The sequence below is a fragment of the Burkholderia pseudomultivorans genome (assembly GCF_001718415.1).
Taxonomy (GTDB): Bacteria; Pseudomonadota; Gammaproteobacteria; order Burkholderiales; family Burkholderiaceae; genus Burkholderia; species Burkholderia pseudomultivorans_A.
Map to the genome: position 1 here is coordinate 2,148,351 of NZ_CP013378.1, position 18,009 is coordinate 2,166,359.

Sequence of the window (18,009 nt, forward strand, 5' to 3'; positions counted from 1 at the left end):
TCGAGGTGTGGACGGCGTATGCGGCGGCGAGCCGCACGCTGTCTGCAGAACGCCTGCGTCGCTTCGCGAATGTCGGCCGTCTGGTCAGCCGCTGCCGTCAGGCACAGGCCCGGCCGGCGTCAGACGCCCATCGCATGCACCCCGACCAGCAGCAGCGCGCCAGCCGCAATCAGCAGCAGCGCATGCATGCGCGTATACATCACGCACAGCGTCGACGCGATCGCGATCGCCCGCGCGGGCCAGCCGCCGTCGAGCGCCTGCAGCAGCACCCACACCGACGCGAGGATCATGCCGGCCGCGACGGGTCGCAGGCCGGCCTCGAGCGCGATCTGCCAGCGTGCGCCCTGATGACGCCGCCACAGGTGCGCGATGCCGTAGATCAGGAACGCGGTCGGCCCGAACAGCGCGAGCGTCGCGATCACCGCGCCCCACGGGCCCGCGACCTGCCAGCCGATCAGCGTCGCGAGCAGCGAGCCGGGGCCCGGCGCCATCCGCGCGATCGCGAAGTCGTTGACGAACTGCGTGGCCGTCATCCAGTGATGGACGTCGACGACCTGCCGCTGGATGTCGGCGATGATGGCCTGCCCGCCGCCGATCGTCGCGATCGACAGCGGCGCGAACACGCCGAACAGCGCGGCGTAGCGTTGCGCGACGCTCATCGGCCGTCGCTCCCGGCACGGACCGCGGCGCGGCGGTATTCGAGCGCGACGCTCAGCGTGCCGCCGATCAGCACGGTCCACACGAGCGGCCAGTGCAGCACCGCGACCGACACGAAGGTCAGCGCCATTACCGCGAACGGCAGCACACGGCGCGGCAGGCGGCGCACGGCGGTGATGGCCATCGACACCGACAGCCCGATCGCCGCGGCCGCCGCGCCCGCGAGCGCGACGTGCACGAGTGGAAAGCGGGTGAAGTGCGAGAACGCGACGCCGAACAGCACGATCAGCACCGCCGGCGGCGCGATGATCCCGGTGAAGCCCGCCACCGCGCCGCGCCATCCGGCGAGCCGGTAGCCGATCCAGATCGCGAGATTCTTCACGTTGACGCCCGGCAGCGCCTGCGATAGCGCGAGGCCGTTGAGGAACGCCTCTTCGTCGAGCCAGCGCCGCTCGTGCACGAAGTCGCGCATGATCCGGCCGCTGAGCCCGCCGCCGAAGCTGGTCAGGCCGATCTGCGCGAACGCGATGAACAGCGCGAGCATGCCGGGCGGCGGCGCGTCGCCTTCGGGCGGCGTCGGCGGAAGTGTGACGGAGGGCAGGGGCATCGACGGAAGGGGCGTGGCGGTTGGGCTGACGCCCATGTTAGCAAGCGGTCGCTGTCGGGACGCTGACATCTGCTCGGCGCGAATGTCATTGCGGTCGCATGGCGGCGGTCGGCCGCGTCGCTGCAATGCGGCCGGTCCGGACCGGGAACGGCAGGCTCGCGGCTTGATCGGCGCGTGGTCGGGCGATCCGGGATGCGACCGGAGCAACGCGAAGCCCGACGCGAATGCGCGACCACGGGCAACCCGACCGACCCACGCGCCCGTATGCCGGCGCCGCTAGGCCGTCACGACCGTCACGCCGGCCGCCTCGATCGGCTGCGTCAGCGCGGCATCGGTTTCCTTCTCGACCACGACCGTCTGCGCGAGCGTGATGTCGCCGATCACGAACTGCGATGCGGCGCGCAGCTTGGATTGCGACGCGAGCACGACCGTCTCGGCGGCCCGGCCGGCCAGTGCGCGCTTGATCGCCGCTTCCTCGAAGTCGCCGGTGCTCAGTCCGGCGACCGGATGGACGCCGGTGACGCCCATGAAGTACAGGTCCGCGTGGATGCGCGCGATGCCCTCCATCGCCGCGGCGCCGACCGCGACGATCGAATGCTTGTAGAGCCGTCCGCCGATCAGGATCACGTCGATCGACGGATGCGCGGCCAGCGCGACCGCGACGCTCGGGCTGTGCGTGACGATCGTCGCGCGCAGGTCGGGCGGGAGTTGGCTCACGAGCAGCGCCGAGGTCGTGCCGCCATCGACGATCGCGACCTGCCCGGGGCCGATCATCTGCGCGGCGCGTCGGGCGATGCGCCGCTTTTCGGCGGTTTCGAGCGCCTCGCGCTGCGCGAACGGTGCGACGGCCGGCGACGCCGGCAGCGCACCGCCATGCACGCGCTGCAGCAGGCCGTCGGCGGCGAGCTCGCGCAGGTCGCGGCGCACCGTGTCCTCCGACACGCCGAATTGCGCGCTCAGTTCGACGGCCAGCACCTGGCCGTCGCGCGCGAGTGCATCGAGGATCGCTTTCTTGCGTTGGGTCGTTAGCATTGCGTTTGCACGAAATTTCTTGAAATTGCACGAATCTGCACGTTACCATGGGCGCCGGTTCTTGTCGAATGGGAGACCGCCATGACCGCTACGCGAGAGCGCGTGCGCATCGTCGATACGACGGTGCTGTCTGATGACTGGTATGTGCTGAAGAGGGTGACGTTCGATTTCCTGCGCCGCGACGGGACGTGGCAGCGCCTGAGCCGCGAGACCTACGATCGCGGCAACGGCACGACCATCCTGCTGCGCAACGCGACGACCGGCGACGTGCTGCTGACGCGGCAGTTCCGGATGCCGGCGTTCGTCAACGGGCACGACGGGATGCTGCTCGAAGCCGCCGCCGGCCTGCTCGACGACGCGACGCCCGACGCGCGCATCCGCGCGGAGGCCGAGGAGGAAACCGGCTACCGCGTGCGCGGCGTGCGCAAGGTGTTCGAGGCGTTCATGAGCCCGGGCTCCGTGACGGAGAAGCTGCATTTCTTCGTCGGCGAATACGATGCGTCGCTGCGCACGGGCGACGGCGGCGGCGTCGCGGAGGAGGGCGAGGATCTCGAGGTCGTCGAGATGCCGCTGCAGGCGGCGCTCGATGCGGTCGAGCGCGGCGAGATCGTCGATGCGAAGACGATCATGCTGCTGCAATACGTCGCGCTGCGGGAAACCGCCGGCGCGTGCCCGGCATGACGCCGCAGCTCGTGCTGGTCGCGGGCCCGTATCGCAGCGGCACCGACGGCGACCCCGCGCGCATCGCCGCCAATCTGCGCCGGCTGGAGACGGCGGCGCTCGCCGTGTATCGGCGCGGGCATGTGCCGATGATCGGCGAATGGCTGTCGTTGCCGCTTGCCGCTGCGGCCGGATCGCGGCAGGTCGGCGACGCGGTCAGCGACGCGTTCCTGTATCCGGCCGCGCACCGGCTGCTGCGACGATGCGATGCGGTGTTGCGGATCGACGGCGCGTCGCGCGGCGCGGATGCCGACGTCAGCCTCGCGCGGCGTCTCGGCAAGCCGGTCTATTTGTCGCTGGACGAGCTGCCGGTCGTCGACGACGCGGCGGCCGACTGAAGCGGCCGGGCCTCGGCGCTGCATGCGTTCGGCATGCGGCGCACGTGCGTCGCCGCGCGCGAACCGGCGTATGATCGCGACGCGCGCTCGCGCAATGTGCCACGCCCTCTGCCGATCGATCATGCCGCCTTCCGATTCAACTGCCCCCGCCGCGCCCTTGCCGGCCGATCTCGTCGCGTCCGCGGTCGCGGCGCTCGCGCGCGCCGACGCGCTGCTCGTCACGGCCGGCGCCGGCCTCGGCGTCGATTCCGGGCTGCCCGACTTTCGCGGTACGGACGGTTTCTGGCGCGCGTATCCGGCGCTGCGCCACGAGCGTTTCGAATTCCACGAGATTGCGTCGCCGCAGGCGTTTCGCGCCCATCCGCAGCTCGCGTGGGGCTTCTACGGACACCGTCTTTCGCTGTATCGCTCGACGGTGCCGCACGCGGGCTTCGCGATCCTGCGCCGCTGGATCGAGGCGATGCCGAACGGCGGGTTCGTGCTGACGAGCAATGTCGACGGCCAGTTCCAGGCAGCCGGCTTCGATCCGGCGCGCATCGTCGAGATCCACGGTTCGATCCATGCGCTGCAATGCCTGCGACCGTGCTCGGATCAGACCTGGGATGCCGCGTCGTTCGTGCCCGACGTCGACGCAGCCGCGTGCCGGCTGGTCGGGGCGCCGCCGCGTTGTCCGCGCTGCGGCGGTCTCGCGCGGCCGAACATCCTGATGTTCGGCGATTCGGGCTGGCTCGGCGCCCGCTACGACGCCCAGGAGCGCGCGCTGAACGACTGGCTCGCGCGCGCGGGACGCGTGGCGGTCGTCGAGATCGGCGCGGGCACCGCGATCCCGACCGTGCGCCTGCTGAGCGAGCGGCTCGGCGCCGATGTGATCCGCATCAACGCGCGCGAAGCCCACGCGCGCCGCGCGGACGTGATCGGGCTGAAGGGCGATGCGCTCGCGACGCTGACGGCGCTCGACGCGGCGTGGCGTCGCGAATGACGGCGACTGCGTGATCGCGCGGCGATTGCCGCGCGAGCCTGCGATGCCGGCTGCGGCGCGCCCGCCTGGCCGTCGCGCGGCAGTGCACGCAGGCGCGGGCTCGCCGCCGTTGTCGCGCCATTGCCGGCGCGCCGCGAATCCGCATACAGTTCTGGCTACACCGCCCGTGCGCGCCTCGCGCGCGGGCATGCCCATCGCTCCGGACGACCGGAGCCCGGCGGCCGAATGCAGCCGCCTCACCGACCGGGAGCCTCCTTGTTTTATTCGATCGTCGCGATCTTCGTCGGCGCCGGGCTCGGCGCACTGCTGCGCTGGTTCCTGAGCCTCGCGCTCAACGCCTTCTTTCCGGCCGTGCCGCTCGGCACGCTGGCCGCCAACCTGATCGGCGGCTACGTGATCGGCATTGCCGCCGTCGTGTTTACGACGCGCGTCGGGCTGCCGCCCGAGTGGCGCCTGTTCGTGATCACCGGTTTCCTCGGCGGCCTCACGACGTTCTCGACCTATTCGGTCGAGGTGATGACGCATGCGCTGCAGGGCGAATTCGGATGGGCAATCGCGGTGGCTGCCCTACACTTGACTGGATCGTTCACGCTGACGGCGCTCGGCATGTGGACCGCGCGTGCGTGGCTCGCCGCCGCCTGAGCGGGCGGCACCGGAGGGAGCGATGGACAGGGTGTTCCTGCGCTTTTACGTGCACGAGCAGCATCGCCTGCACTGGCAGCCGCTGTGGGAATGGCTGCTCGAGGAAGCGAACCGGATGGGTGTCGCGGGCGGCTCCGCGTTTCGCGCGATGGCGGGATTCGGCCAGCATCGCGTGCTGCACGAGGACCGCTTCTTCGAACTGCAGGGCGCGCTTGCGATCGAGGTCGAATTCATCGTCACCGAGGACGAGGCGCAGCGGCTGCTCGAGCGGCTGTCGCACGAGAAGGTACGCGTGTGCTATGCGATGATTCCGGCGCGCTTCGGCGTGATCGACACGCTGCACGCGCCGGCCGCGCCGCAGCCGTAAGGCCGGCTGCCGGCGAGAGCCGGCAGTCGCGTCGGGCCTCAGATGCCGAACATCGTCAGCGATACGGCCGCGCGCGTGACGATCATGATCAGCACCTGCACGATCACGAACAGCAGGATCGGCGACAGGTCGATGCCGCCGAGGTTCGGGATGATGCGGCGCAGCGGGTTCAGGAACGGCGCGGTGAGCTGATAGAGAATCGGCATCGCCGGCGAGCGCGGGTTGAGCCACGACAGCAGCGCCATCAGGATCGTCATCCAGATCACGAGGTTGAGCGCCCACTTCACGACGGTCAGCAGCGCGACGACGATGAGCGTCGCGATCACCGCAGCCGGATCGAAGCCGGCCATCACGACCATCAGCACGACATAGACGAGCGCGGTGAGCAGCGCGGCGACGACACTGGCCCAGTCGATGCCGCGCACGCCGGGGATCGCGCGGCGCAGCGGCAGCACGAGCCAGTTGGTGGCCTGCAGCACGGCCTGCGTGACCGGGTTGTACGGCGGCACGCGGACGGCCTGCATCCACACGCGCAGGATCAGCGCGGCGCCGAATAGCGTGAAGACGGTATTGAGCAGAAAACGGGCGATCTCGCCGAACATCGTTGGCATCCTTTTTATACAGTCGAGTAGCGTGCGGCCGCCAACGCCGGATGGCGGCGCATCGGCCGACACCTTATCACGCCTCGTCGCGCGGCGGGGAGGGGGGCGCGGCCGCGCGCGCGAGCGACGCCTCGACGACTTCGGCCAGCGCCGGCAGCGACGCCGGCGGGGCGGCGCGCTTCGCCGCGAGCGCGATCGCACGGCGCGTCAGCAGCGCATAGAGCATGGCGTGATCGCCGCCGCGCGCGTCGAGCAGCGCGAGCTGCCGCTCGACGATGCCCGTATCGCCGCGCGACACGGGGCCGGCAAGCGCGTTCGCGAGCCCCTTGTCGCGGGCGGTCTCGATCGTGCCGGCCAGCATCGGCAGCAGCGCGCGCAGCGCGGCCTGCTCGTCGAAGCCGACGCCGCGCCACAGCTCGACCGCTTCCGCGAGTCCGCACAGCGCGAAGCTCGCCGCATAGTGCGCGGCCGCGTGATAGAGCATCCTGCCGCCGGCCGGAATCGACAGCGGATGGCAGCCGAGTGCGGCGACAAGACGCAGCAGCGTCGCGTGCAGCGCGCCGTCGGCTTCGATCGTGACCGAGCAGCCGTCGATGCGCGCCAGATCGGCGTCGCTGCCGCCGAACAGGTAGAGCGGGTGAAAGCCGCCGGTGGCCGCACCCTGCCGTTTCGCCGGATCGAGCAGGTCGACGGCCGACGCGCCGCTGCAATGGACGAGCGCCTGCCGCGCGGCGCGCGCCGTGTCGAAACGCAGCGTGGCGGCGGTCGCGGCGAGATGGTCGTCGGGCACGGTCAGGAAGATCAGGTCGGCGGCGTCGACCACCTGCTGCGGCGTGTCGAACGCCATGCAGCCGTCGATGTGCGCGGCGAGCGCCCGCGCAGATTCGGGCGTGCGGCTCGCGATCGCGACGACGGGAAAACCGGCCTGGGCGAAGCGCCGCGCGACGCAGTGCGCGAGGCGGCCGGCGCCGATGAAGCCGAGGCGAGGTGTGTCGGGGAGGGACATGGCAGCACGGGAAGCGAAAAGCGGGACAGCCGCCAGTATCGCAGGAATGGTGCGGCGGCCCGGCGCTCGCGCGAGCTTACGGAATCCGACCCCGAAACATTCGTGGCGGCCGCCGTCTTGAATTGTCGGCGTCTTGTCTCAAATTTGTAATCGTTCATTACGGAAGCGCGGCCCACGCGCGCGCGGCGGCCGGTAAGACTGACCGGCAGGGTCGCCGCGATACGTCAGACCGGACGAAACTGCGCGGCCTGCGCCGGGTGCCGCGTGCGCCGGAAGCCGTGCCCCAGCTCGATCGCGGCCGCGTGCAATTGCAATTTGCAACAAATGGACGACACGCGTGGGGTGCGTTTTCGCTACATTGCTCTCATGCGACGTGCACGCCCGCCGTTGCCGACAGGAGCGCCTAAAATACCGCTCCAGCAGGAGAATCGAAGTGAAAAAGCTCATTCCGTTGATTGCCGCCGCCGCGCTGGGCCTGGGTGCCGCAAGCGCCGCGCAGGCCCACGTGTCGATCGGGGTCGGCATCGGTGTCCCGGTCGCGCCCGCTTATCCCGTCTATGCACCGCCGCCGCCGGTGTACTACGCGCCGCCGCCGCCGGTCTACTACGCACCTGCGCCGGCCTACTACGGCCCGCCCGCGGTGGTCGTGGGCGGCGGGTACTACGGCCGTCCGTACTGGCATCGCGGCTGGCACCACGGCTACTGGCGTCGCTGATCGGTCCCGCGCGGCCTGACCGCGCGCGGCAAAACGGCGCAACGTCCCGCGAGGGGCGCTGCGCCGTTTTTCGTTGGGGCCGCCACCGCGGGCGCGGCCCGCGCGCGTCGGCTCAGGCCGCGTGCACGATGAGGTCGCGGTAGCCGCCGACGATCACGCTGTACGAGAAATACGCGAACAGCAGCGCCGATGCGACATGGCATGCGCGCATCAGCCCCGCGCCCGCGCGCTTGCGGCCCTGGCTCGCGAGCGTGCACATGAACAGCGTCCACGCGAGGCCGCCGAGGAAGAAGCCCGACAGGAACACCGACGCCGTCGCCGGCGTGGTCGCGCCGGCCTTGGCGATCAGCGCGCCGCCGACCGCCGCGAACCACAGGATCGCGCTCGGCGACGACATCGCGAGCAGCATCCCGCGCATGAAGCTGCGCCGCGCGCTCGCGCGCGGCGGCGGCGCGGCGTCCTTGTCGTCGCCGGGCCCGGCGGCCGGCGCCAGCGCTTCGCGCGCCATCTTGCAGGTGAGGAACAGCAGCACCGCGCCGCCGCCGATCCAGACGATCCAGCGGACCGCCTCGAACTGCAACAGCACGGCCATCCCCGCCAGCGCGAGCGCCGCGTAGACGAGATCGCCGACGCACGAGCCGACGCCGAGCCAGAAGCCCGGCCGGAAGCCGTGCGACAGCGTCAGCGACAGCATCGCGACATTGACGAGGCCGATGTCGAGACACAGCGACAGCGACAGGAAGAAACCGTCGGACAGCATCGAGGCGGGCGGGAAACTCATCGTCGTTCGTATCGGGGTGGGGAGGGGGCAACGGGCAGGCCGGCCGGCGCCGGCCATGCGGGCTTACAGGCCGATCTCCTGCCACAGCCGGTCGACGCGCGCCTTCACGGCCGCGTCCATCTCGATCGGCCGGCCCCATTCGCGATTCGTCTCGCCGGGCCACTTGTTGGTCGCGTCGAGCCCCATCTTCGAGCCGAGGCCCGCGACGGGCGACGCGAAGTCGAGATAGTCGATCGGCGTGCTGTCGACCATCACGGTGTCGCGCACCGGGTCGACGCGCGTCGTGATCGCCCAGATCACCTCCTTCCAGTCGCGGATGTTCACGTCCTCGTCGACGACGACGATGAACTTCGTGTACATGAACTGCCGCAGGAAGCTCCACACGCCGAACATCACGCGCTTCGCGTGGCCCGCGTAGCTCTTCTTCATCTGGACGATCGCCATCCGGTAGCTGCAGCCTTCGGGCGGCAGGTAGAAGTCGGTGATCTCCGCGAACTGCTTCTGCAGCAGCGGCACGAACACCTCGTTGAGCGCGACGCCGAGGATTGCCGGCTCGTCGGGCGGCTTGCCGGTGTAGGTCGAGTGGTAGATCGCGTCGCGGCGCATCGTGATGCGCTCGACCGTGAAAACCGGGAACCACTCCTGCTCGTTGTAGTAGCCCGTGTGGTCGCCGTACGGCCCTTCGAGCGCGTGCTCGTACGTGCTCGAAGGGCGCGGCGGTGCGCCGGCCGGCGCCGGTGCGGGCGCGCCCTGCTGCGGATGGATGAAGCCTTCGAGGACGATTTCCGCGCGCGCCGGAACCTGCAGATCGACGCCGGGTGTCAGGCACTTCGCGAGCTCGGTGCGGCTGCCGCGCAGCAGGCCGGCGAACTGGTACTCGGACAGCGAATCGGGCACCGGCGTCACCGCGCCGAGCGTGGTCGCCGGATCGGCGCCGAGCACGACCGCGACCGGATACGGCTTGCCGGGATTGCGCAGCGTGAATTCGCGGAAGTCGAGCGCGCCGCCGCGATGCGCGAGCCAGCGCATGATCAGCTTGTTGCGGCCGATCAGCTGCTGGCGGTAGATGCCGAGGTTCTGGCGCGGCTTGTTCGGCCCGCGCGTGACCGTCAGGCCCCATGTGACGAGCGGCCCCGCGTCGCCGGGCCAGCAGGTCTGGATCGGCAACCTGTGCAGGTCGACGTCGGCGCCTTCCCAGACGATCTCCTGGCACGGCGGCGACGAGACCGACTTCGGCGCCATGTCCCACACCGCCTTCGCGAGCGACAGCAGCTTGCCGGCGTCCTTCAGGCTCTTCGGCGGATCGGGCTCCTTCAGCGCGGACAGCAGGCGCCCGAGGTCGCGCAGCGAGTCGAGCGCGGCGTCGTCGCCCGCGTCGACGCCCATCCCGAGCGCGACGCGGCGCGGCGTGCCGAACAGGTTGCCGAGCACCGGGAACGCATGGCCGGTCGGCGCATCGAACAGCAGCGCCGGGCCGCCCGCGCGCAGCACGCGATCGCACAGTTCGGTCATTTCGAGCACGGGCGACACGGGCTGCGTGACGCGCCGCAGTTCGCCGAGCGCCTCGAGGCGCTGGATGAAATCGCGTAAGTCTTTGTATTTCATGAACAAGGTCCGGGCTGCCCGCAGGACGGGCAGCGATGGGCGGGCGCAGCGGCCGGCTGCGGCCCCGAATCGACCGACGATTTTACCCGGGCCGCCGCGCGACCGCCCGAACGAGAAAAAAGTCGATCGCGCGCAAACCCCCTTCGGCACGGGGCCGGCGATCTGAAGGGTGATTTCAAATTACTTTTTGTTATAGATTTGACGGTTTATAGTGTTGACGATCTATAAAACCCTGCTAGAATCCGCTCACATTGGCTGCAGGGTAAAGGCTTCGAGCCGCCAATCACCGATCTTTGACGCAGCGCGTCACCGTCCGCCGCAACCTGCACGGCGTATTCGACGGTCTTAGTCGTAGTCCCGGCCAGCGCCTCCTGACGCTGGTTTTTTGCGTGGGTGCCACCGCGTATGCCCGCCTCGCCCAATGTGCGAAGGCGCCGGCCCAGTCCTACACCGTGGCCTCGAACGGTATATACCGTTTCCCCGATGCCCGTGCGCCCCAACCAAGGCGTGCGGCGTCGTGATTCCGCGGCGCGTCATCTGTCTCGCCATCGAGCTGAGCGAGCCGCACGAGTCATGTTCATGGGAGATGATCTGAATGAACGCTTGGTTATCGTGGCGTCCCAGTGAGCAGCATGCGCAATTCGTGCGCAACGTGCTGCGTCGCGGGACGCGTGTCAGTCACCATCTATTCAGCGTTGTCGGTTGTTGCGCTGTTGCAGTCGCGCTCGCGCTGTGGCTGCTGCCGACCGTGCGCGGCACGCTTGCCGCGAAGCTGATGCCGGTCGTGTCCGCGGCCGTGCAGGCCGGGCCGGCCCGTCTGCTGACCGGCCACCCGCTGCCGAATTTCGCGCCCGCCGGCGCGCAGCCGCAGCAGGACGACGGCCCCGAAACGGATGCGCTGGCCGTCGGCCTCGACGTCGCGCCGGACGCCGCCGCATCGAACGATGCGTCGGACGTGGCCCGCAGCGGCCCGTCTCCCGTCGCGCTCGCGAAGCTGATCCCGACCCAGCGCGTGCCGGCCGATGCACGCGACGATCGTGCGCTCGCGTCGAACCGCGAACAGGCGCTGGTCGCGACCTATCTGTCGCGCCGCTATCGCGTCGCGCAGGAGCCGCTCGGCCAGCTGGTCAAGGCGGCGTTCCAGACCGGCCACGACGTCGGCCTCGATCCGCTGCTGCTGCTGTCGGTGATGGCGATTGAATCGGGCTTCAATCCGTACGCGGAAAGCGGCGTCGGCGCGCAGGGCCTGATGCAGGTCATGTCGAAGGTCCATTCCGACAAGTTCGAGTATTTCGGCGGCACCGACACCGCGCTGCAGCCGCTCGCGAACCTGCAGGTCGGCGCGCTCGTGCTGAAGGACTGCATCGCGCGCGGCGGCTCGCTCGCGAACGGCCTGCGGCTGTACAACGGCTCGACCAACCCCGACGACACCGCCTACGGCGCGAAGGTGATGGCCGAGCGCAGCCGCCTGCGCGACGTGTCGCGCGGCCGCAGCGTGCCGATCAATGCGCCGCAGGCGCCGGCGCAGCCGGCCAAGCCGATCGTCACCGCCGCGGTGACGGCAGCGGCCGCGGGCGGCGCGAAGCGCGTGCACGCGACGCTCGACGCCGCGCAGCCGCTGTCGGCGAAGACGACCGCGCCGAAGGCGCCGCAACAGGCCGACGCAAGCGTCGACGCGGTGAAGCAGGCACACGACGATCATTCGGATCTGGGCGCGTAACGCGCGGCTGCGGCGGCATCAAAGTGGAAAAGGCACCGAAAGGTGCCTTTTTCTTTGGGCGCGAGCCTGGACCCGGCGAGCGGGCGTCGGTGGTTCAGCGTTGCCCGAACAGCGTGGCGAGCCGCTCGACGGCCTCTTCGAGGCGCGAGTAGGCGGTTGCATAGGACAGCCGGATATAGTCGCGCGGCGCATGCACACCGAAGTCCATCCCCGGTACCAGCACGACGCCCGCGTCGTGCAGCATCGCCTGCGTGAGCGCCGCGCTGTCGCCGGCTGCCGGGTGGGCGACGCCGCCGCAGTGCGCGTAGACATAGAACGCACCGTCCGGCATCACGGGCACCGTGAAGCCGAGCCGTTCGAGGGCGGGCGCGATGAAGTCGCGGCGGCGCTTGAATTCGACGCGGCGCGCTTCGTAGATGTCGAGCGCGGCCGGTTCGAAGCAGGCGAGCGCCGCGTGCTGCGCGAGCGCGGACGGACAGATGAACAGGTTCTGCGACAGTTTCTCGAACGTGCCGACCAGCGCCGGCGGCACGACGAGCCAGCCGAGCCGCCAGCCGGTCATGCTGAAGTACTTCGAGAAGCTGTTCACGGTGACGACGTCGTCGCCGAACGACAGCGCCGATACGGGCGGCGCGTCGTAGCTGAGCCCCTGATAGATCTCGTCGACGATCGTGAAGCCGCCGCGCGCGCGCACGGCCTCGACGATCTGCCTCATCTCGTCGGGCTCGAGCGACGTACCGGTCGGATTCGACGGCGATGCGAGCAGCACGCCGCGCGTGCGGTCGTTCCAGCGCGTGCGGACGTCGTCCGCGGTCAGCTGGAAGCGCGCGTCCGGGCCGCTCGGCACGAGCACCGGGCGGCCTTCGGCCGCCGCGACGAAGTGCCGGTTGCACGGATACGACGGGTCGGGCATCAGCACCTCGTCGTCGCGGCCGACGAGCGCGAGACACGCGAGCAGCAGCGCGGCCGACGCGCCGGCCGTCACGACGATCCGCTCGGGGCCGATGGTCAGGCCGTAGGCGCGCGCATAGTGCGCGGCGATCGCTTCGCGCAGCGGCGCGATGCCGAGCGCGCTCGTGTACTGGGTGACGCCGCGCCGCAGTGCGGCGGCGGCAGCCTCGACCACCGGTTCCGGCGCGGTGAAGTCCGGCTCGCCGATCCCCATGTGGATAACATCGCGCCCGGAGGACTCGAGTTGCTGTGCCTCCTTCATCAGTTCCATCACGTAGAAGGGCTGGATCGCGTCGACGCGTGATGCGAGCTTGACGAGCGAATCGGCGGTGGTATTCATCGGGCGGGACGGGGAGGGCGGGGCAAAAGAAAAAAACGGGCGCATGCGCGCCCGTTCCAGACCGGCGGAATCAGCCGTTGCGGCGCGCCTGCGTTTCGGCCGGGCGCAGCTTCGCGGCGAGCTTGTCGAGCACGCCGTTGACATACTTGTAGCCATCGGAGCCGCCGAACGTCTTGGCGAGCTCGACCGCTTCGTTGATGATCACGCGATACGGCGTTTCGACGTGGTGCGTGAGCTCGAACGTGGCGATCAGCAGCACCGCGCGCTCGACCGGCGACAACTGGTCGATCGGGCGGTCGAGCGACGGCGTGAGCGCTTCGACGAGTGTTGCGTGCTCGCGGATCACGCCATGCAGGATCGCGTCGAGCAGTGCCTTGTCAGCCTTGTCGTACCCGAGCGCGCCGCGCAGTTGCGCGTCGATCTCGCCGGAGGACGCGTTCGACAGCAGCCACTGATACAGGCCCTGCGTCGCCAGCTCGCGCGATTGTCGGCGGGCGCTCTTCTTCATGCGCGCTCCTCTTCGTCGTCTTCGTCCTCTTCTTCGTCCTCGTCCTCGTCGTCGCCGAGCTGGTCGAGCGCCATCGTCAGGTTGGCCATCTCGACCGCGACGCGGGCGGCGTCACGACCCTTTTCGGTCATGCGCGCGACGGCCTGCTCGTCGGTTTCGGTCGTCAGGACCGCGTTCGCGATCGGCAGGTTGAAGTCGAGGCCGATGCGCGTGATGCCCGCACCGCTTTCGTTCGACACGAGTTCGAAGTGGTAGGTCTCGCCGCGGATCACCGCGCCGAGCGCGATCAGCGCGTCGAACTGGCCGCTTTCGGCGAGCTTCTGCAGCGCGAGCGGGATTTCCAGCGCGCCGGGCACCGACACGAGGAGGACGTCCTCGCCGGTGACGCCGAGGCGTTCCAGTTCTTCGACGCACGCGTCGGCGAGGCCGTTGCACACGGGCTCATTGAAGCGCGATTGCACGATGCCGATACGCAGGCCGTCGCCTTCGAGATTCGGTTGGTATTGTCCGATTTCCATGATCTGGTCCGTGGTTAGGAGGAACGGTTATAGGGCGAAAGCGCCGTGGCGGGTTACGCGTGCGGCGCCGGGCAGGACTTGGCTTCGGCGCCGGGCATCGGGACGAAGCCCGTGACCTCGAGACCGTAGCCCGACATGCTGCCCAGCTTGCGCGGATTCGACAGCACCTGCATCTTGCCGACGCCGACATCGCGCAGGATCTGCGCGCCGATGCCGAACGTCTTGAAATCGACCGGCCGGCGCTTCAGCGCGGCGGCCTTCTCTTCCTCGTCGAACGCCTTGAAGACGTCGATCAGATGTTCCTTCGTGTCGCCGCAGTTGAGCAGCACGATCACGCCGAGATCGCGTTCGGCGATCTCGCGCATCGCGGCGTCGAGCGTCCACGAGTGCGTCGACACGCCCGTTTCGAGCAGGTCGAGCACCGACAGCGGCTCGTGCACGCGCACCGGCGTGTCGAGCTCCGGCGCCGGCGTGCCGCGCACCAGCGCGATGTGCGGCGAGCCGGTCGGCTGGTCGCGGTACAGCACCGCGCGGAACGTGCCGTGGGCCGTCTGCATCGTGCGCTCGGCGATCCGCTCGATGATCGATTCGGTGCGGCTGCGGTAATGGATCAGGTCGGCGATCGTGCCGATCTTCAGGTCGTGCTGCTGCGCGAACTCGATCAGGTCGGGCAGGCGCGCCATCGTGCCGTCGTCCTTGATGATCTCGCAGATCACCGCGGCCGGCGTGAGGCCGGCGAGCGCCGTGAAGTCGCAGCCGGCTTCGGTGTGGCCGGCGCGCACCAGCACGCCGCCCGGCTGCGCCATGATCGGGAACACGTGGCCCGGCTGCACGATGTGCTCGGGGCGCACGTCGTGCGCGACCGCCGTGGCGATCGTGTGCGCGCGGTCGGCGGCCGAGATGCCGGTCGTCACGCCTTCGGCCGCTTCGATGCTGACCGTAAACGCGGTGCCGTACTGCGTGCCGTTGCGATAGGTCATCAGCGGCAGTTGCAGCTGCTTGCAGCGTTCCTGCGTCAAGGTCAGACAAATCAGCCCGCGGCCGTACCTGGCCATGAAGTTGATCGCTTCCGGCGTGACGAATTCGGCGGCGATCACGAGGTCGCCTTCGTTTTCGCGGTCTTCTTCGTCGACGAGGATCACCATCCGGCCGGCTTTGAGCTCGGCGATGATGTCGGGCGTGGAGGCGAGCGTCATAAGGGGGCGAGAAAGAGGAAAGTGCGTATTTTACGCTAGCCGGACGGCGTTTCGGCTGGCGCGGGCCGCGCACGGCCCGCGAGTGCGCCGGAACGCGCTCCGGCCGGCCTGGGCGGCCGGTTCGACGCGGCTGCCGCGCGCGCCGTCGGCACGCGGGCGCAGGCGGCAGCGGTGCCGGGCCGCGCCCGGCCGGGCATCACGCGTGCTCGTTGCGGCCGCCGAGGTAGTCGAGCTTGCCGAGCTCGACGCCGTTGTGACGCAGGATGTCGTACGCGGTCGTGACGTGGAAGAAGAAATTGGGCAGCACGAAGTTCAGCAGGTACGACTGCCCGGTGAATTCGATCGGGCCGACGCGCATCTTGAGCACGATCTGGCGCGCTTCGCTGCCGTCGATCTGCGCGGCGTCGAAGCTTTTCAGGTAGTCGATCGTCTTCTGGATGCGCGCATGCAGTTCGTCGAAGGTCTGCTCGACGTCGGGATAGCTCGGGATCTCGACGCCGGCGAGCCGCGCGGCGCAGCCCTTGGCCGTGTCGGTCGCGATGTACACCTGGCGCACGAGCGGCAGCATGTCCGGATAGAGGCGCGCGCCGGCGAACACCGACGGGTCGATCTGTTTTTCGGCCGCATGTGCCTGCGCCTTGCCGAGGATGTGCTGCAGGTTGGTCAGGCCACGGATCAGCACGGGCAGCGAGGCCTGGTACATCGAGATGGACATGGGAACGACTCCTTGTGGAAGAGGGCGGCGCGCCGTGCGTTGCGGCGCCGGAACCGCTGTCGTCGCATCTTAGCGCGGCCGCGTGTCGCGTGCGCGTCGATGGCCGTTCGGCCAGGTGTCGGCGCGGCGCTCATGCGTGCCGCAGCCAGTCGATCATCCGTCGGTGGCGGTCCGCAAGGTTGGCCGGCGATTGCGGCACGTGATCGTCGCCCCAGTAGCGGATCAGCCGCACGTCGCGCTTCAGATGCGTGAGCGCTGCGAACATCCGTTCGCTTTGCTCGAGCGGCACGTAGTCGGCATCGCCGTGAATCAGCAGCAGCGGCGTCGTGATCCGCGCCGCGTGCAGGCTCGGGCTGAGCGCGTGATAGGCGTCCGGGCGGCTCCACGGGGTCGCATCGAGGCGCCAGCTGTTGTCGGCGAGCGTCTTGCCGAGCAGCGCGAAGCGCTCGGGGCGCTCGTCGTCGCCCGTTTCGTAGCGCAGACGCGGATCGAGCGACGCGTAAAGCGCCGCCGCGTCGCTGATGCCCGCGCTCGATATCCCCGAACGGAACATCGGCGTGCGCGCGAGCAGCATCATCGCGGCCCAGCCGCCGAGGCTGTGGCCGTACAGGTGCAGCCGGTCGCGATCGACGTATCCGGCGGCGGCCGCCGCGTCGACGGCCGCGCGAACGTCGTCGAGCATCCTGTCCGCCATCGATGCAGGATCGACGCCGAGCACGCTGCGCATGTTGACGTCGATCACGGCGAAGCCGTGGGCGGCGAACAGCTGGAGGTTGAACGGCAGCGGGCAGTCCGGTTCGTGGAACATGTGCGGATGGCGCGCGGTTTTCTCGTGTGGATACACCCAGACGACCGCGGGCAGCGGCGCGTCCGCGTAATCGGGCGGCAGCAGCACGTCGACGAAGCGCGGGCGGCCCGGTTCCACGCCGCGACACGGAAGCCGGTGCGCGGTGCCGGTCGCGATGCCGGCCAGCTGGCGGTTCGTTTCGAATACGACCGTCGCGTCGTCTTGCGCGTCGGCCAGCCGCACCGCCAGCCGCGTGGCGTCGCGGCCGTGTTCGATGCACGCGACATATCGGCGGTCCGGTTCCGGCGGCACGCGTTCGACGCGTACGCCGTCGGCGGCGGTCGGCGTTTGTGTGTCGTCGGCGGCGTCGGCGTCGGTCTCGGCCGGCGCTTCGTCCGGCAGCGACGCGCGCGACAGCGCGGCCTGCGCGCATTCGTCCGGCGACAGCGCGCGTAGCGTGCCGGCGACCGGGTCGAACGCCCACCAGTCGGGCGTCCGTTCGCCGGGCGCGTTGGCGAACGACCGGCTGTCGAGCACATCGGCTGTCGGCCGCCGGCCGAGCGCGTTGGCTTCCCACGCATGGCGCGCGTTCGTAAACAGGCGGCGGTGCAGGTGCGTCGCGATCGGTGCGGCGCCTTGCGCCAGCAGCGGCAGTGCGACCCGGCCGTCCGCGAGCCAGGTGAACGGGCCGTCGCGATCGAGCGGGGAGAGGTCGAGGCTGCGCGAGGTCGTGATCGGCGTCACGGCCGCCGTCGCCGGCTCGATCAGCACCGCGTGCGCGGCGTCGTCGTCGGCCGACAGCGCGACCGCGGCGATCCATCGTCCGTCGGGCGACCACGACGGCGACCCGCATGCGCGTCCGGTCCGCACGTCGCCCGCGAGCCGGCGCAGCGTGCGCTCGGCAAAGACGAACAGATAGAGCTCGGCGCGATCGAGACCGCCGAGGTAGGGGCGGTCGAAGCGCAGCGCGTCGCCCAGCGGACGGATGACGGCGAAGCAGATCGAGCCGCCGTCGGGCGACAGCGCGCAGGTGCGGCCGTAGTAGCGCTGGAAATCGTCGAGCGACAGCAGGTCGTCGACGGTGAAGCGGCGGGGTTGCGTGGAATCGGGGCGGGCGACTGTCACGCAGGCTCCTGATCGGATCGGCGAAAGCCGATAGACAGGAAGCGCCGGGCGCGAGTTCCGGTCGATGCCCGGGCGGGCCGGCCTCGCGTTCAGCGCAT

At 69.8% G+C, this 18,009-nt stretch carries 20 protein-coding genes; 7 read left to right on the forward strand and 13 right to left on the reverse strand.

Translation table 11 applies throughout. The features are described 5' to 3' along the window. Positions 1-119: 119 nt before the first annotated feature. From WS57_RS22240 to WS57_RS22250, 3 genes are all read right to left on the reverse strand, one after another. Positions 120-659 (reverse strand): chromate transporter, encoded by a 540-nt coding sequence (locus WS57_RS22240; protein ID WP_009687550.1) that lies wholly within the window; start codon positions 657-659, stop codon positions 120-122. Beyond that, the gene (locus WS57_RS22245) at positions 656-1,264 is read right to left on the reverse strand and encodes a chromate transporter (RefSeq protein ID WP_059518032.1); all 609 of its coding nucleotides are present in this window, start codon (positions 1,262-1,264) and stop codon (positions 656-658) included. The genes WS57_RS22240 and WS57_RS22245 overlap by 4 nt, the downstream gene beginning before the upstream one ends. A 276-nt stretch (positions 1,265-1,540) precedes the next feature. Next, positions 1,541-2,296 (reverse strand): DeoR/GlpR family DNA-binding transcription regulator, encoded by a 756-nt coding sequence (locus WS57_RS22250; RefSeq protein WP_069244858.1) that lies wholly within the window; start codon positions 2,294-2,296, stop codon positions 1,541-1,543. Between the two features lie 81 nt (positions 2,297-2,377). On the opposite strand from WS57_RS22250, the gene WS57_RS22255 reads away from it, so the two are divergent. From WS57_RS22255 to WS57_RS22275, 5 genes are all read left to right on the forward strand, one after another. After that, on the forward strand, positions 2,378-2,977 hold the full coding sequence (locus tag WS57_RS22255; protein ID WP_069244859.1) for an NUDIX domain-containing protein: 600 nt from the start codon (positions 2,378-2,380) through the stop codon (positions 2,975-2,977). Beyond that, a complete protein-coding gene (locus WS57_RS22260; protein ID WP_059518028.1) occupies positions 2,974-3,354 on the forward strand; it encodes a hypothetical protein in 381 nt (126 codons plus the stop codon). The genes WS57_RS22255 and WS57_RS22260 overlap by 4 nt, the downstream gene beginning before the upstream one ends. A gap of 121 nt (positions 3,355-3,475) precedes the next feature. Next, complete coding sequence (locus tag WS57_RS22265; protein WP_069244860.1) at positions 3,476-4,333, forward strand: SIR2 family NAD-dependent protein deacylase; 858 nt, start codon at positions 3,476-3,478, stop codon at positions 4,331-4,333. 255 nt (positions 4,334-4,588) lie between these two features. Then, positions 4,589-4,975, forward strand: coding sequence for a fluoride efflux transporter CrcB (gene crcB / locus WS57_RS22270; RefSeq protein ID WP_040126827.1), 387 nt, complete (start codon positions 4,589-4,591; stop codon positions 4,973-4,975). Between the two features lie 22 nt (positions 4,976-4,997). Beyond that, a complete protein-coding gene (locus WS57_RS22275) occupies positions 4,998-5,342 on the forward strand; it encodes a DUF190 domain-containing protein (RefSeq protein ID WP_040126828.1) in 345 nt (114 codons plus the stop codon). 38 nt (positions 5,343-5,380) lie between these two features. Here the strand turns inward: WS57_RS22275 and WS57_RS22280 are convergent, their stop codons facing one another. After that, the gene (locus WS57_RS22280) at positions 5,381-5,944 is read right to left on the reverse strand and encodes a YggT family protein (protein WP_040126829.1); all 564 of its coding nucleotides are present in this window, start codon (positions 5,942-5,944) and stop codon (positions 5,381-5,383) included. Positions 5,945-6,020: 76 nt separating this feature from the next. Next, on the reverse strand, positions 6,021-6,950 hold the full coding sequence (locus WS57_RS22285; protein ID WP_069244861.1) for a Rossmann-like and DUF2520 domain-containing protein: 930 nt from the start codon (positions 6,948-6,950) through the stop codon (positions 6,021-6,023). 433 nt (positions 6,951-7,383) lie between these two features. Between WS57_RS22285 and WS57_RS22290 the strand changes: the two genes are divergently transcribed. Continuing rightward, a complete protein-coding gene (locus WS57_RS22290; RefSeq protein WP_009695183.1) occupies positions 7,384-7,665 on the forward strand; it encodes a hypothetical protein in 282 nt (93 codons plus the stop codon). A 112-nt stretch (positions 7,666-7,777) separates the two neighbouring features. On the opposite strand, the gene WS57_RS22295 is transcribed toward WS57_RS22290, so the two are convergent. Continuing rightward, positions 7,778-8,446 carry a LysE family translocator gene (locus WS57_RS22295; RefSeq protein WP_069244862.1) on the reverse strand — a complete coding sequence of 223 codons (669 nt, stop codon included), beginning with the start codon at positions 8,444-8,446 and terminating at the stop codon, positions 7,778-7,780. A 63-nt stretch (positions 8,447-8,509) separates the two neighbouring features. Further along, entirely contained in the window at positions 8,510-10,051 is a 1,542-nt protein-coding gene (locus WS57_RS22300; protein ID WP_069244863.1) for a UbiD family decarboxylase, read from the reverse strand. Between the two features lie 595 nt (positions 10,052-10,646). Between WS57_RS22300 and WS57_RS22305 the strand changes: the two genes are divergently transcribed. Beyond that, positions 10,647-11,771, forward strand: coding sequence for a lytic transglycosylase domain-containing protein (locus WS57_RS22305; RefSeq protein WP_040126833.1), 1,125 nt, complete (start codon positions 10,647-10,649; stop codon positions 11,769-11,771). 94 nt (positions 11,772-11,865) lie between these two features. On the opposite strand, the gene WS57_RS22310 is transcribed toward WS57_RS22305, so the two are convergent. The 6 genes from WS57_RS22310 to WS57_RS22335 form a co-directional block, all read right to left on the reverse strand. Further along, a complete protein-coding gene (locus WS57_RS22310; protein ID WP_069244864.1) occupies positions 11,866-13,062 on the reverse strand; it encodes a pyridoxal phosphate-dependent aminotransferase in 1,197 nt (398 codons plus the stop codon). Between the two features lie 70 nt (positions 13,063-13,132). Beyond that, the gene (gene nusB, locus WS57_RS22315) at positions 13,133-13,570 is read right to left on the reverse strand and encodes a transcription antitermination factor NusB (RefSeq protein ID WP_009690766.1); all 438 of its coding nucleotides are present in this window, start codon (positions 13,568-13,570) and stop codon (positions 13,133-13,135) included. Continuing rightward, complete coding sequence (ribH, locus tag WS57_RS22320) at positions 13,567-14,088, reverse strand: 6,7-dimethyl-8-ribityllumazine synthase (protein ID WP_009690767.1); 522 nt, start codon at positions 14,086-14,088, stop codon at positions 13,567-13,569. Before ribH ends, nusB begins: the two co-directional genes overlap by 4 nt. A gap of 53 nt (positions 14,089-14,141) precedes the next feature. Continuing rightward, the gene (gene ribBA / locus WS57_RS22325; protein ID WP_040126835.1) at positions 14,142-15,284 is read right to left on the reverse strand and encodes a bifunctional 3,4-dihydroxy-2-butanone-4-phosphate synthase/GTP cyclohydrolase II; all 1,143 of its coding nucleotides are present in this window, start codon (positions 15,282-15,284) and stop codon (positions 14,142-14,144) included. Between the two features lie 196 nt (positions 15,285-15,480). Further along, positions 15,481-15,999: a DUF1993 domain-containing protein gene (locus WS57_RS22330; RefSeq protein ID WP_009693893.1), complete on the reverse strand. Its 519-nt coding sequence runs from the start codon at positions 15,997-15,999 to the stop codon at positions 15,481-15,483. Between the two features lie 130 nt (positions 16,000-16,129). Further along, positions 16,130-17,911 carry an alpha/beta fold hydrolase gene (locus tag WS57_RS22335; protein WP_069244865.1) on the reverse strand — a complete coding sequence of 594 codons (1,782 nt, stop codon included), beginning with the start codon at positions 17,909-17,911 and terminating at the stop codon, positions 16,130-16,132. Positions 17,912-18,009: the final 98 nt, after the last annotated feature.

Excerpts from the sequence above, each read along its gene's own strand:
- WS57_RS22275 (WP_040126828.1), top strand. The coding sequence starts at position 4,998 with ATGGACAGGGTGTTCCTGCGCTTTTACGTGCACGAGCAGCATCGCCTG.
- WS57_RS22305 (WP_040126833.1), top strand. The coding sequence starts at position 10,647 with ATGAACGCTTGGTTATCGTGGCGTCCCAGTGAGCAGCATGCGCAATTC.
- WS57_RS22300 (WP_069244863.1), bottom strand. The coding sequence starts at position 10,051 with ATGAAATACAAAGACTTACGCGATTTCATCCAGCGCCTCGAGGCGCTC.
- ribBA (WP_040126835.1), bottom strand. The coding sequence starts at position 15,284 with ATGACGCTCGCCTCCACGCCCGACATCATCGCCGAGCTCAAAGCCGGC.
- WS57_RS22285 (WP_069244861.1), bottom strand. The coding sequence starts at position 6,950 with ATGTCCCTCCCCGACACACCTCGCCTCGGCTTCATCGGCGCCGGCCGC.
- WS57_RS22255 (WP_069244859.1), top strand. The coding sequence starts at position 2,378 with ATGACCGCTACGCGAGAGCGCGTGCGCATCGTCGATACGACGGTGCTG.
- WS57_RS22245 (WP_059518032.1), bottom strand. The coding sequence starts at position 1,264 with ATGCCCCTGCCCTCCGTCACACTTCCGCCGACGCCGCCCGAAGGCGAC.
- WS57_RS22250 (WP_069244858.1), bottom strand. The coding sequence starts at position 2,296 with ATGCTAACGACCCAACGCAAGAAAGCGATCCTCGATGCACTCGCGCGC.
- WS57_RS22330 (WP_009693893.1), bottom strand. The coding sequence starts at position 15,999 with ATGTCCATCTCGATGTACCAGGCCTCGCTGCCCGTGCTGATCCGTGGC.
- WS57_RS22260 (WP_059518028.1), top strand. The coding sequence starts at position 2,974 with ATGACGCCGCAGCTCGTGCTGGTCGCGGGCCCGTATCGCAGCGGCACC.
- ribH (WP_009690767.1), bottom strand. The coding sequence starts at position 14,088 with ATGGAAATCGGACAATACCAACCGAATCTCGAAGGCGACGGCCTGCGT.
- WS57_RS22265 (WP_069244860.1), top strand. The coding sequence starts at position 3,476 with ATGCCGCCTTCCGATTCAACTGCCCCCGCCGCGCCCTTGCCGGCCGAT.
- WS57_RS22280 (WP_040126829.1), bottom strand. The coding sequence starts at position 5,944 with ATGTTCGGCGAGATCGCCCGTTTTCTGCTCAATACCGTCTTCACGCTA.
- WS57_RS22310 (WP_069244864.1), bottom strand. The coding sequence starts at position 13,062 with ATGAATACCACCGCCGATTCGCTCGTCAAGCTCGCATCACGCGTCGAC.
- WS57_RS22240 (WP_009687550.1), bottom strand. The coding sequence starts at position 659 with ATGAGCGTCGCGCAACGCTACGCCGCGCTGTTCGGCGTGTTCGCGCCG.
- nusB (WP_009690766.1), bottom strand. The coding sequence starts at position 13,570 with ATGAAGAAGAGCGCCCGCCGACAATCGCGCGAGCTGGCGACGCAGGGC.
- WS57_RS22295 (WP_069244862.1), bottom strand. The coding sequence starts at position 8,446 with ATGAGTTTCCCGCCCGCCTCGATGCTGTCCGACGGTTTCTTCCTGTCG.